The organism is Tardiphaga sp. vice154 (genome assembly GCF_007018645.1).
Taxonomy (GTDB): domain Bacteria; phylum Pseudomonadota; class Alphaproteobacteria; order Rhizobiales; family Xanthobacteraceae; genus Tardiphaga.
In genome coordinates, this window is the sequence record NZ_CP041399.1 from 2,533,192 (window position 1) to 2,545,208 (window position 12,017).

The following is a 12,017-nucleotide window of genomic DNA, read 5'->3' on the forward strand; positions in this document are numbered from 1 at the left end:
CATTACCGGAATTCGAATGCGCAGGATTGCAGGCGCTTTGTTCAGAAAGACATCATGACTCCCGCCGATTACGAGTATCTGCAAAAGATTCTGAAAGAACGCTCCGGCCTGATGTTGTCGGCCGACAAGAAGTATCTGCTGGAAAGTCGGCTGTTGCCGCTGGCGCGCAAGCTCGGCGTCGCCGGTATCAGCGAGGTCGTGCAGAAGATGAAGGCCGGCTCGGCACAAGTGATCGCCGACGTGGTCGAGGCCATGACCACCAACGAGACGTTCTTCTTTCGCGACAAGACGCCGTTCGATCATTTCAAGGACACCGTGGTGCCTGACCTGATCAAGGCGCGCGCCAGCAAGCGCGCGTTGCGGATCTGGTGTGCCGCCGGCTCGACCGGGCAGGAGCCCTATTCGCTGGCGATGATCCTCAAGGACATGAGCGCCCAGCTCTCCGGCTGGCGGCTCGAGATCATCGCCACCGATCTGTCGCCGGAAGTCCTGGAGAAGTCGCGCGCCGGTCTTTACACGCAGTTCGAAGTGCAGCGCGGCCTGCCGATCCAGTCGCTGGTCAAGCATTTCACGCAAGTGGGCACGATGTGGCAGCTTAATGCCGACGTCCGTGCGCTGGTGCAGTTCCGCCAGTTCAATCTGCTGCAGGACTTTGCCGGCCTCGGCAAGTTTGACATCATCTTCTGCCGCAACGTGCTGATCTATTTCGACCAGCCGACCAAGAGCGATATCTTCGGCCGGCTCGCCAAGGCGAGCGAACCGGACGGCTGTCTGTTCCTTGGCGCGGCCGAAACGGTGATTGGTCTTACCGACAAATATCGCGTCTGTCCGAACCGCCGCGGCGTCTATCTGCCGGTGGACGCGCGGGCCGCGTCATCGATACCCGGCATGGGCGCGGCACTGAAGATGCCGGCGAGTGCCGTCAGATAGGACCGCGTGATGGCAACAGAGAACACCGGGCCGGCACGCGTTGTGTTCGGGCGGGGCTACAGCGTCTGGATTATGGCGATCGATGGCACCTGGCGCCGCAATTGCCTGTTGAAGGCGGTGTCCTCGGTCGATGCCGAACTGACCCTGGAAGGATCGATCGAGGGCTTGCATCTGAAGGAGTTCTTCCTGCTGCTGTCCTCGACGGGGCTGGCCTATCGGCGCTGCGAACTGGTCAAGGTCAACGGAGCGGAGCTCGAAATCCGCTTTCTCAGCACAAAGCCCGGCAAAGCCAAGCGAACCACCAATTCCGACATGGCCGACGCCTGACGACTCCCGGCGGGGCAGACGGCAGAAAGACGATGGCTATTCGCTATGGATCGCGGTGCCTAAATCGTCGGGACGGCGCAGGGCGGAGGCTTCCGCCAGGCTTTCCCCGATCACCGCGAGCAAAGCGGCGGGCGTGAACGGCTTGCGCAGGCAGCGCGTCGCGCCGAGCACGAGCGCCATCCGCAAGAAGTCCGGCGCCGGCGCGGTGTGCTGCGCGAAGGCATAGCCGGAGATCGCGATCAGCGGGACATCGGGCGCGCGCTGGTGAAACACCCGCACCGATTCAAAGCCGCGCATCTCCGGCATGAAGATATCGACGATCATGACGTCGAACCGCGATGCTTCCAGGGCATGCAAGCCGCTGACGCCCCCATCGGCCAGCACGGTCTCGAAGCCGTGCCGATCCAGCGTCAGGCGGATGGACAATGATACCAACGGATCGTCATCGACAACCAATACTCGTTTCATCAAGTGCCCCCGCGCAGAAGTGAAATCTGTCCGCATCAACACTCAACTACCCACTTCACAAAACGAATCGTGGCGTATGAGAACTTTTGAACATGTGTGCCGTAGCTGTCTGTATCGAATAGTGCACTTCTTGAGTCGTGTGACGTGTAATTAATAGGTTCACATCAAACATCGCGTGATGGTCGCGGCGTTTATCGTTAAAAGTTGGCGTGATTTAGCGGTATTCGTTGGATGATCGGGGGCGACGTTGCCGCTAGTCATGTTGTTGCCGAACGGCCCGCGTTGTCAGCTACCGCGAGGCACGATCGAGGCCGCGATCTCCCTCGGCGCGCATGGCGCCCTGCATATGCCAGGGTGCGCGTATCATGGACGGCAGCCGTTGCGGCCGTGATGGACAAATATTGGCTGTTGCCGCGCCGGCTGTCGCATGGGCATGGTGCGGCATGAGCATCAATTTTGAAGAGCTGGACTATCGCCCCACGCCGATCGGTGTGCTGACCCTGCGCCGCCGCCGCCGGCCGGACTCCGATGTCGATATCTACGAGATCAAGCTCGGCGATGAATTCCTGATGTCGAGCGCCTTCACCGCCGCCGAGATCGCGCTCGCCGATATCGGGCTGTCGTCGCTGCCGCAAGATCCGCTTTCACAGGGCGGCCTCGACGTCGTGGTCGGCGGCCTCGGTCTGGGCTATACCGCGCAGGCCGCGCTGGCTGATCCGCGCGTTCGTTCGCTGATCGTGATCGATGCCCTGCCGGAAGTGATCGAGTGGCACCAGGCCGGCCTCATTCCCGTCGGCCGTGAACTGTCCGCCGATCCGCGCTGCCGCCTCGTGCACGGCGACTTTTTCACGATGGCCACCTCGGCCGATGGCGGCCTCGATCCCGAAGCGCTCGGCCGGCTGTTCGACGCCGTGCTGGTCGACATCGACCACGCACCGGACAATTTGCTGCATCCCAGCCATGCCGTACTCTACACCGCAGCCGGTTTGCAGCGGTTGTCGGAGCACCTCAAGCCCGGCGGCGTGTTCGCGTTGTGGTCGAATGATCCGCCGGATGCAGCGTTCAACGGCTTGCTGGAACGGGTGTTCGGCGCGGTTGAAGCGCATGTGGTGGCGTTCGAAAACCTGCATGGCGACGATGAGGTGTCCAACACCGTTTATGTCGGCACGAAGCGTGCGGTGCAGGCGTAGCGTTCCTGCAGATCGCGACAGTCCGGGCGAGTAGGGTCCGCCGGCATTGCAATGGTTGAAGTTCCAGCCGTGATCGGCCTGGTGATTTGAGCGGCAGTTTGGACGTATTCAAAGGAATCGACAGCCTAATGCGGGCAAACCGCATTGACCGGTTTTTGGCCGGCCGGTACTCAATTCCACGGGGCGAGCGAAGGCCGTCGAGTGCCCGAGGGCGTGCCGCAGTCTAAAGCGTTGCCGAACGGCCCGGAAGCGCCGGCCCTGAAATGGTCAAGTTGACCGGTGTCTATCCCAATGTCATCCGCCGTCGGTCCGAGGTACACGTCCTTGTTTAGAATGCTTCTGAAACTGTTGTCCGTGCTGGCCGTGTTCGCGCTGGCCTCGCCCCTCGCTGCGCAACAGGTCGCCGCGCCGCCGGCGTCGGCTCAGACGGCGCCCTCGGCAGCGCCGGCCCCGCAGGCGATCGATCCGTCCGGTGCCGAGACGGCCAAGGGAGCGAAGGCGGCGGTAGCGGTGGGCGTGCACGATCTGTCGCCGTGGGCGATGTTCAGGAACGCCGACATCATCGTCCAGCTCGTCATGCTGGGCCTTGCCTTCGCTTCGCTGGTCACCTGGACCGTCGCCATCGCCAAGACGATGGAATTGACCGCCTCGCAGCGCCGCCTGAAGAACGCGTTGAAGCACATCTCGGAGTCCCGTTCGCTGTCGGAAGCGCAGCTCGCGCTCGGCAAGAAGGATACCGTGCTTTCCGTGCTGCTGGCTGCGGCGATGAAGGAGGGGCGGATGTCGGTCGGCATCTCCTCCGACGCCGGTATCAAGGAGCGCGCCGCCTCCAGCTTCTCCGAGATCATGCGCGCCGAAGCCCGCCGCATCCGCTTCGGCATGGGCGCGCTCGCCACCATCGGCGCGACCTCGCCATTCGTCGGCCTGTTCGGCACCGTGTGGGGCATCATGAACAGCTTCATCGGCATTTCGAAATCGCAGACCACCAATCTCGCCGTCGTGGCGCCCGGCATTGCGGAGGCGCTGCTGGCCACCGCGATCGGCCTGGTCGCGGCGATCCCGGCGGTGATCATCTACAATCACTTCGCCCGGGTGACGAAGACCTACATGGAGTACGTCAACCGCGCTTCCGGCGCGGCCGGCCGGCTGTTGTCTCGCGATCTCGATCGCACCCAGCATGGCATCCCGCACTCGCGCGCGGCGGAATAGACCATGGGCATGTCGATATCCGAAGGCGCCGGCGACGACGATCTCGAAGAGTCCCATGAGATCAACGTCACGCCGTTCATCGACGTGATGCTGGTGCTGCTGATCATCTTCATGATCGCAGCCCCGCTCTCCACCGTCGACCTGCCGATCGACCTGCCGACCTCGACCGCCACGCCGGTCAAGAAGCCGGACAAGCCGATCTATGTCAGCATCAAGCCGGATCTCGCGGTGGCGATCGGCGAAAACATGGTCAAGCGCGTCGACCTGATCCGCTCGCTGGACGCCATGCCGGATGCCAGCAAGGACAAGCCGATCTTCCTGCGCGCCGACCGGGCGGTACCCTATGGCGACATGATGGACGTGCTGGAATTGCTGCGGGCCGGCGGCTACACCAAGCTGAAGCTGGTGACGCTGGAAGGCGTGCCGGACCGCGGCGCGGTGCCACCGGCGCCGGCCGACCAGCCGAAGCCCTGAACGGACGAAACGAGATGTCCGACCTTGATGCACGAAAGCCGTCATGCCGGCTGTGGGCCATCGCCGCGGTCGTCGCGGTGATGCTGCACGGCGTCGGCATCGCGCTGGCCGTGGTGCAACTCGATGCGGACGCCTCCGACGACTCGCTGGGGGCGCCGGCGATCGAGGTCGGGCTGGAGATGCTGTCGCCGCGCCAGGAGGCCAGCGACCTGCCGCCCGGGCCCGACACCGACGCTTCCACCGCCTCGCCGGCGATCGCCGAGCAGAAGGCGGAAGTGAAGGAGACCGATCTGCCGAAGGCGATCCCGCAGGAGAGCGAGGATCCCGACCAGGTCGTGACCACCAATGATTCCAAGAAGCCGGTCGAGGAGGAGCCTGAAAAGCAGGCGGTGCAGCAATCGGCCTCCACGGAATCGGTGGCGTCCGAAGCGACCGCGATGCCTTCGGTCGACGCTGCCCAGGAGGCGCCGCGTTCGGTCGCGCCCGCGCAGGGCTCCGGCCAGAGCGCGCAGCGCATGAAGGTGACATGGCAGAAGGAACTGGTCGCGCATCTCGACCGCCACAAGCGCTATCCCGCCGAGCGCCAGCAGAAGACCGCCGAGATCACCGTCAACTTCGAGATCGACCGTACCGGCAAGGTCCTCGCCGTCAGCGTCATCAAGGGCTCCGGCGACGCCGCCTTCGACCAGGCCGCGGTCGCCATGGTGCGTCGCTCCGACCCGCTGCCGGCCCCGCCGCCGCTGATCGCCGACGAGGGCCTCAGCTTCACACTGCCGGTGATCTTTCGCGTCAAGGCGAAGGGGTGACTTCTTCCCTCTCCCCCTTGTGGGAGAGGGTGGATCGACCGCGAAGCGGTCGAGACGGGTGAGGGGGCGCTACAAGCTCCGAGCTTCGCTGTTACCCCTCATCCGACCGCGCTTCGCGCGGCCACCGTCTCCCAAAAGGGGAGAAGGAAGAAGAACTAATACGTCGCGCGACCGCCCGAAATATCGAACACCGCGCCGGTCGAGAACGCGCAGTCTTCGGACGCCAGCCAGGCGGCCATCGCGGCGAGTTCTTCCACCAGCACGAAGCGGCCCTTCGGAATCTTCGACAGCATGAAGTCGATATGCTGCTGCGTCATCTGGTCGAAGATCGCCGTCCGCGCCGCCGCCGGCGTGATCGCGTTGACTGCGATCTCGTAGCTCGCCAGTTCCTTGCCGAGCGACTTGGTGAGCGCAATCAGCCCGGCCTTCGACGCGGAGTAGTGCGCCGCGTTCGGGTTGCCTTCCTTGCCGGCAATCGAGGCGATGTTGACGATGCGGCCGTAGTTCTGTTTCACCATCGACGGCACGATCGCCTTGCAGCAGATGAACGGACCGTCGAGGTTGATGCGCAGCACCTTGCGCCATTCATCCAGGTCGGTTTCCCATACCGTCTTGTTGATCCCGGCGATCCCGGCATTGTTGACGAGGATGTCGATCTTTCCCAGCTTGGCCAGCGTGGTGTCGCGCGCGGCCTCGACCGCCGCAAGATCGGATACGTCGACGCCGATAGCGATGACGGCATCGCCGATCTCCTTCGCGGTTCTTTCCGCATACGCGATGTCGTGGTCCCAGATCGCCACCCTGGCGCCGGAAGCAACGAAGCGCTCGGTGATCGCGCGCCCAAATCCCTGCGCGCCGCCGGTGACCACGGCGCAGCGTCCGTTCAGATCGATTTTGTTCATGGGAGTGTCCTTGCTCGATACAATCTACGAAATCAAACTGTCATTCCGGGATGCGGCAGGCGGCGAATCCGGCTGCCGCAGACCCGGAGTTCCGAAATGTTCATCGTCCCATCTCGAGGGTCCGGGTTCGCTCGCGCTGATGCGCTCGCGCCCCGGAACCAAGGAAATTACAACGTCCAGCCGCCGTCGATGACGTGGGCAACGCCAGTGGTGAATGAGCTTTCGTCGCTGGCGAGGTAGACGGCGAGAGACGCGATCTCCTCCGCCGTGCCGAGCCGGCCCATTGGCTGGCGCGAGACGAACATCTCACGGCCGTTGGGTCCGGCCGCTGCGGCGCGGTCCAGCATCGACGGCGTTTCGATGGTGCCGGGGCAGATGCAGTTGCAGCGGATGCCTTTGGTGATGAAGTCGGCGGCGACAGCGCGGGTCAGCGCCGCCACTGCGGCTTTCGTCGCGCCGTAGACGTAGCGGTTCGGCGCCGCCTTGAACACGCCGGCGGCGGAAGCGATGTTGACGATCGAGCCGTGGCCGCGCTCGAGCATTGCCGGGAGGAAGGCGCCAATTGTGCGGTGCATCGATTTCACATTGATGTCGAACGAGAAGTCCCAGTCGTCGTCGGAGCATTCCAAGACGGTGCCGTGATGCACGAAGCCGGCGGCGTTGAGCAGGATGTCGACGGGGCCCACGCGCTTGGCCATTGCGGCGACCGCGGCGCTGTCCCGCACGTCGAGCTTGGCGACGTCGATGCCGTCCTGCTTCAACTCCATCACACCGGCCTCGTTGAGGTCGGTCGCGAACACCTTCGCGCCCTCGCGTGCAAAGGCCAGCGCGCAGGCGCGGCCGATGCCGGCGGCGCCCGCGGTGATGAAGGCGCGCTTGCCTTTCAGGCGATCGGACATGTGGTTCTCCCTGTCGCTCTTGTTTTTGCAGAAATCAAAACTGTCATTCCGGGGCACGGGCGGCGCGAGCCGACCGTGAACCCGGAATCCCCGGATGTTCAGCGTGCCATGACGAGGTTCCCCGCCACTCCAATTGGAGTGGCTGAGGTTCGCTCGCGCTGACGCGCTCGCGCCCGGAATGACACCGCGAGGCTAGTGGTTATGCCTGGCGGTGCCGATCTTGCCGGCAATGTCGTGATAGCGCGTCGCCAGCTCCAGACAGGCGCCGGTCGCCTGCTGGCCGACGGTCGAGCGATACAGCTCCTGCCACGGCGTCTGGTGCGCCGGATACTTGAATCCGCCGTCGGCCTTCAGCGCCGCGCGTCGCGATTCCAGCTCCTCGTCGGAGATCAGGATGTTGGCGCTGCCGACATTTAGGTCGATCCGCACCCGGTCGCCGGTGCGCAGGATCGCCAGCCCGCCATTGGCGGCGGCTTCCGGCGTGGCGTTCAGGATCGAGGGCGAGCCGGAGGTGCCGGACTGCCGGCCGTCGCCGATGCACGGCAGCGAGTGGATGCCGCGCTTGATCAGGGCCGCCGGCGGCTGCATGTTGACCACCTCGGCGCCGCCGGGATAGCCGATCGGCCCGGTGCCGCGCACGAACAGGATGCAGTGCTCGTCGATATCCAGGGACTCGTCGTCGATGCGGTGGTGATAGTCCTCCGGCCCCTCGAACACGATGGCGCGGCCCTCGAAGGCGTTCATGTCGTCGGGATTCAGAAGATAGCGCTCGCGAAACTCCTTCGAGATCACCGACGTCTTCATGATCGCGGAATCGAACAAATTGCCGCGCAGCACCAGGAAGCCGGCGTCCGCCACCAGCGGCCGGTCGTAGGACCAGATCACGTCGTCGTCGGGGGCAGGGGCCTTGGCGCAGTTCTCGCCCATGCTGCGGCCGTTCACCGTCAGCGCGTCCTCGTGAATCTTGTTGTGCTTCATCAGCTCACGGATCACCGAGGGCACGCCGCCGGCGCGGTGATATTCCTCGCCGAGATAGAAGCCGGCCGGCTGCATGTTGACCAGCAGCGGCACTGCGTGGCCGACGCTTTGCCAGTCGTCGATATCAAGCTCGACGCCGATATGGCGCGCCAGCGCGTTGATATGGATCGGCGCGTTGGTCGAGCCGCCGATCGCCGAATTGACCACGATGCAGTTCTCGAACGCCTGTCTTGTCAGGATGTCGGACGGCTTGAGGTCTTCCCACACCATCTCGACAATGCGCTGGCCGGTCTCGTAGGCGATTTGGCCGCGCTCCCGATAGGGCGCCGGGATCGCCGCGCAGCCTGGCAGCGACATGCCCAAGGCTTCCGCCAGCGAATTCATCGTCGAGGCCGTGCCCATCGTGTTGCAATGGCCGACCGACGGCGCCGAGGAGGCGACCAGCGTCATGAACTCTTCATAGTCGATCTCGCCGGCGGCAAGCCGTTCGCGGGATTTCCACACCACCGTGCCGGAGCCAGTGCGCTCGCCATCATGCCAGCCGTTCAGCATCGGCCCGCCGGACAGAACGATCGCCGGCAGGTTGACCGTCGCGGCGGCCATCAGGCAGGCCGGCGTGGTCTTGTCGCAGCCGGTGGTCAGCACCACGCCGTCCAGGGGATAGCCGAACAGCACTTCGACGAGGCCGAGATAAGCGAGGTTACGGTCGAGCGCCGCGGTCGGGCGCTTGCCGGTTTCCTGGATCGGGTGCACTGGGAATTCCATCGCCAGCCCGCCGGCGGCGGTGATGCCTTCGCGGACGCGCTTGGCGAGTTCGAGGTGGTGCCGGTTGCACGGCGACAGGTCGTTGCCGGTCTGCGCAATGCCGATGATCGGCTTGCCGGACTGCAGTTCGTGGCGGGTCAGACCGTAGTTGAGGTAGCGCTCCAGATAGAGAGCGGTCATCGCCGGATTGTGCGGATCGTTGAACCACTCGCTGGAGCGGAGTTTGCGCCGGACGATGCCGTTGAGGGGCTTGTTCATCATTTCTCCCGCAGCGCACACTTGGTTGGTGCGTCAGATTCTTTTGATGGGCGGCGAATGGTGGCATGTCAACGCCGGCTTCGCAACGCTCCGCGCGCGGTGCGCCCTACGACTATCATCCAACGACAAGCCGAAAAATTTCTGCTAAGACGTTCGCCAACTGGCGCCCCGGCACACCGGAGGACGTCCGACTTTTGGGAGGGGAATGGCATGGCGTCTGTGCAGATCCATGACGTGCGTAAATCTTTTGGCGGTTTTGAAGTACTCCACGGCGTATCGGTCCCGATCGAGGATGGCGCCTTCGTTGTCCTGGTCGGCCCCTCCGGCTGCGGCAAGTCCACGCTCCTGCGCATGCTCGCCGGCCTCGAAAAAATCACCTCCGGGACTATCTCGATCGGCGACCGCATCGTCAACGACGTGCAGCCGAAAGAGCGCGACATCGCGATGGTGTTCCAGAACTACGCTCTTTATCCCCACATGACCGTTGCCGATAATATGGGCTTCTCGCTGAAGCTGCGCGGCGCCGACAAGGATGAGATCAACACCAAGGTCAACCGCGCCGCGGACATTCTCGATCTTCGCCGGCTGCTCGACCGCTATCCGCGCCAGCTCTCCGGCGGCCAGCGCCAGCGCGTCGCGATGGGCCGCGCCATCGTCCGCGACCCGCAGGTGTTTTTGTTCGACGAGCCGCTGTCGAATCTCGATGCCAAGCTGCGCGTCGCGATGCGCGCCGAGATCAAGGAACTGCACCAGCGGCTCAAGACCACCACGGTCTACGTCACCCACGACCAGATCGAGGCCATGACCATGGCCGACATGATCGTGGTGATGCAGGACGGCATCGTCGAGCAGATGGGCGCGCCGCTCGAACTCTACGATCACCCCGACAACAAGTTCGTCGCCGGCTTCATCGGCTCGCCGGCGATGAACTTTCTCGAAGGCACGCTGAAGGTCAATGGCGGCCAGCCCTGGGTCGAGACCGCCAGCGGCGCGCGGCTGCCGGTCGCCGAGGCGCCGGCGGCGGCCAACGGCAAGGCCGTGACCTACGGCATTCGTCCCGAACACCTCGAATTTGCCGATGACGGCATCGAGGCGGAGATCATCGTGGTCGAGCCGACCGGCTCGGAAACCCAGGTCGTGGCGCGCATCGGTACCCAGGACATCATCGCGATCTTCCGCGACCGCCGCCGCGTCGAGCCCGGCGACAAGGTGCACCTGCGCCCGCGCGCGGCCTCGGCCCATCTGTTCGACAAGGATACCGGGAAGAGGATCTAGGCATGTCATTCCGGTCTGCAGCAGACGGCGAAGCTGGCTGATGCAGACCTCAGCCACTCCAATTGGAGTGGCGGGGAATCCCGAGATGTTTTGCGCTGAACATTTCGAGATTCCGGGCTCGCTCGCAGCAAGCTGCTCGCGCCCCGGAATGACAAATTCGTTCAAAACATTGGTCGATCAACGAACCAATAAACAGGGAGAAGATGAAAGATGACTGGATTCACACCGGATCGCCGATCTCTGCTCAAGGGCGGCGCGATCACGCTGGCCGCCGCGGCGACCATGTCGGCCGACCAGTTGCTCGGCCATGCCAAGGCCTGGGCTCAGGCCTCGCCGTGGAAGCCGGAAGCGGGCGCCAAGATCAACCTGCTGCGCTGGAAGCGCTTCGTCGAGGCCGAAGACGTGGCCTTCATGAAGATCGTCGACGCCTTCCAGAAGGCGACCGGCGTCACCATCAACGTCTCTAACGAATCCTATGACGACATCCAGCCCAAGGCGTCGGTTGCCGCCAATACCGGGCAGGGGCTCGACATGGTGTGGGGGCTGTATTCGCTGCCCTTCCTGTTTCCCTCCAAGTGCATGGACGTCACCGACGTCGCCGACTATCTCGGCAAGAAGAACGGCGGCTGGGCGGAATCCGGCAAGCAGTACGGCATGTATAACGGCAAGTGGATCGGCGTGCCTGTCGCCGCCACCGGCGGCCTTGTCAACTACCGCGTCGCTGCCGCCGAAAAGGCCGGCCACAAGACCTTCCCGGAAGACCTCGGCGGCTTCCAGGACCTGTTCAAGGGCATGAACAAGAACGGCACGCCCGGCGGCATGGCGCTCGGCCACGCTTCGGGCGACGCCAATGGCTGGGTTCACTGGGCGCTGTGGGCGCATGGCGGCAAGCTGATTGACAAGGACAACAAGGTCACGATCAACTCGCCGGAGACCGCCAAGTCGCTGGAATACGTCAAGTCGTTGTACGACAATTTCATTCCCGGGACCGCGTCGTGGAACGACTCGTCGAACAACAAGGCTTTCCTTGCGGGTCAGCTACACCTCACCACCAACGGTATCTCGGTCTACGTCACCGCGAAGAAGGAAGCCCCGGCGATTGCCGAGGACATGAACCACGCCCATCTGCCGAAGGGCCTGGACGGCAAGCGCCGCGAATTGCATCTCGGCTTCCCGATCCTCATCTTCTCCTTCACCAAGTTCCCGCAGGCCTGCAAGGCATTCACCGCCTTCATGATGGAGCCGGAGCAGTTCAACCCATGGGTCGAGGCCGCGCAGGGCTATCTGTCGCCGTTCCAGCTCGCCTACGAGAAGAACCCGATCTGGACCGCGGACCCGAAGAACACGCCGTACCGCGACGTCGCCACCTCGGCGTCGACCCCGGCCGGCGAGGCCCAGATGAGCGAGAACGCGGCGGCGGCGATCGCCGACTTCGTGGTGGTCGACATGTACGCCAACTACTGCACCGGCCGCGAGGACGTGAAGACTGCGATGGGTTCGGCGGAACGCGCGGCGAAGCGTATCTTCCGCGCGTGA

General features: G+C 64.1%; 12 protein-coding genes. 8 read left to right on the forward strand and 4 right to left on the reverse strand.

Annotated features, from left to right (window positions below):
• The first annotated feature begins 54 nt into the window (after positions 1–54).
• On the forward strand, positions 55–930 hold the full coding sequence (locus tag FIU28_RS11790) for a CheR family methyltransferase (protein WP_143573153.1): 876 nt from the start codon (positions 55–57) through the stop codon (positions 928–930).
• A gap of 9 nt (positions 931–939) precedes the next feature.
• Positions 940–1,257: a PilZ domain-containing protein gene (locus tag FIU28_RS11795; RefSeq protein ID WP_143573154.1), complete on the forward strand. Its 318-nt coding sequence runs from the start codon at positions 940–942 to the stop codon at positions 1,255–1,257.
• A gap of 36 nt (positions 1,258–1,293) precedes the next feature.
• On the opposite strand, the gene FIU28_RS11800 is transcribed toward FIU28_RS11795, so the two are convergent.
• Positions 1,294–1,725: a response regulator gene (locus tag FIU28_RS11800; RefSeq protein WP_143573155.1), complete on the reverse strand. Its 432-nt coding sequence runs from the start codon at positions 1,723–1,725 to the stop codon at positions 1,294–1,296.
• Positions 1,726–2,168: 443 nt separating this feature from the next.
• Between FIU28_RS11800 and FIU28_RS11805 the strand changes: the two genes are divergently transcribed.
• The 4 genes from FIU28_RS11805 (at position 2,169) to FIU28_RS11820 (ending at position 5,404) form a co-directional block, all read left to right on the forward strand.
• On the forward strand, positions 2,169–2,915 hold the full coding sequence (locus FIU28_RS11805) for a spermidine synthase (protein WP_143573156.1): 747 nt from the start codon (positions 2,169–2,171) through the stop codon (positions 2,913–2,915).
• Positions 2,916–3,248: 333 nt separating this feature from the next.
• Positions 3,249–4,124, forward strand: a complete 876-nt coding sequence (gene exbB, locus FIU28_RS11810) for a tonB-system energizer ExbB (protein WP_143576150.1) — start codon at positions 3,249–3,251, stop codon at positions 4,122–4,124.
• A 3-nt stretch (positions 4,125–4,127) separates the two neighbouring features.
• The gene (gene exbD, locus FIU28_RS11815) at positions 4,128–4,598 is read left to right on the forward strand and encodes a TonB system transport protein ExbD (protein WP_143573157.1); all 471 of its coding nucleotides are present in this window, start codon (positions 4,128–4,130) and stop codon (positions 4,596–4,598) included.
• A gap of 14 nt (positions 4,599–4,612) precedes the next feature.
• On the forward strand, positions 4,613–5,404 hold the full coding sequence (locus tag FIU28_RS11820; protein ID WP_143573158.1) for an energy transducer TonB family protein: 792 nt from the start codon (positions 4,613–4,615) through the stop codon (positions 5,402–5,404).
• A 155-nt stretch (positions 5,405–5,559) separates the two neighbouring features.
• On the opposite strand, the gene FIU28_RS11825 is transcribed toward FIU28_RS11820, so the two are convergent.
• The 3 genes from FIU28_RS11825 to FIU28_RS11835 all read right to left on the reverse strand — a co-directional run bounded on the left by FIU28_RS11825 (position 5,560) and on the right by FIU28_RS11835 (position 9,209).
• Positions 5,560–6,306, reverse strand: a complete 747-nt coding sequence (locus FIU28_RS11825; protein WP_143573159.1) for an SDR family NAD(P)-dependent oxidoreductase — start codon at positions 6,304–6,306, stop codon at positions 5,560–5,562.
• 167 nt (positions 6,307–6,473) lie between these two features.
• Positions 6,474–7,205 carry an SDR family oxidoreductase gene (locus FIU28_RS11830; protein ID WP_143573160.1) on the reverse strand — a complete coding sequence of 244 codons (732 nt, stop codon included), beginning with the start codon at positions 7,203–7,205 and terminating at the stop codon, positions 6,474–6,476.
• A 192-nt stretch (positions 7,206–7,397) separates the two neighbouring features.
• Complete coding sequence (locus FIU28_RS11835; protein WP_441351286.1) at positions 7,398–9,209, reverse strand: IlvD/Edd family dehydratase; 1,812 nt, start codon at positions 9,207–9,209, stop codon at positions 7,398–7,400.
• Positions 9,210–9,416: 207 nt separating this feature from the next.
• Between FIU28_RS11835 and FIU28_RS11840 the strand changes: the two genes are divergently transcribed.
• Positions 9,417–10,481 carry an ABC transporter ATP-binding protein gene (locus FIU28_RS11840; RefSeq protein ID WP_143573162.1) on the forward strand — a complete coding sequence of 355 codons (1,065 nt, stop codon included), beginning with the start codon at positions 9,417–9,419 and terminating at the stop codon, positions 10,479–10,481.
• Between the two features lie 210 nt (positions 10,482–10,691).
• Positions 10,692–12,017, forward strand: a complete 1,326-nt coding sequence (locus tag FIU28_RS11845; protein WP_143573163.1) for an ABC transporter substrate-binding protein — start codon at positions 10,692–10,694, stop codon at positions 12,015–12,017.

Bases quoted from the DNA above. Each gene is read 5' to 3' on its own strand.
- FIU28_RS11790 (WP_143573153.1), top strand. From the start codon at position 55: ATGACTCCCGCCGATTACGAGTATCTGCAAAAGATTCTGAAAGAACGC.
- FIU28_RS11795 (WP_143573154.1), top strand. From the start codon at position 940: ATGGCAACAGAGAACACCGGGCCGGCACGCGTTGTGTTCGGGCGGGGC.
- FIU28_RS11800 (WP_143573155.1), bottom strand. From the start codon at position 1,725: ATGAAACGAGTATTGGTTGTCGATGACGATCCGTTGGTATCATTGTCC.
- FIU28_RS11805 (WP_143573156.1), top strand. From the start codon at position 2,169: ATGAGCATCAATTTTGAAGAGCTGGACTATCGCCCCACGCCGATCGGT.
- exbB (WP_143576150.1), top strand. From the start codon at position 3,249: ATGCTTCTGAAACTGTTGTCCGTGCTGGCCGTGTTCGCGCTGGCCTCG.
- exbD (WP_143573157.1), top strand. From the start codon at position 4,128: ATGGGCATGTCGATATCCGAAGGCGCCGGCGACGACGATCTCGAAGAG.
- FIU28_RS11820 (WP_143573158.1), top strand. From the start codon at position 4,613: ATGTCCGACCTTGATGCACGAAAGCCGTCATGCCGGCTGTGGGCCATC.
- FIU28_RS11825 (WP_143573159.1), bottom strand. From the start codon at position 6,306: ATGAACAAAATCGATCTGAACGGACGCTGCGCCGTGGTCACCGGCGGC.
- FIU28_RS11830 (WP_143573160.1), bottom strand. From the start codon at position 7,205: ATGTCCGATCGCCTGAAAGGCAAGCGCGCCTTCATCACCGCGGGCGCC.
- FIU28_RS11835 (WP_441351286.1), bottom strand. From the start codon at position 9,209: ATGATGAACAAGCCCCTCAACGGCATCGTCCGGCGCAAACTCCGCTCC.
- FIU28_RS11840 (WP_143573162.1), top strand. From the start codon at position 9,417: ATGGCGTCTGTGCAGATCCATGACGTGCGTAAATCTTTTGGCGGTTTT.
- FIU28_RS11845 (WP_143573163.1), top strand. From the start codon at position 10,692: ATGACTGGATTCACACCGGATCGCCGATCTCTGCTCAAGGGCGGCGCG.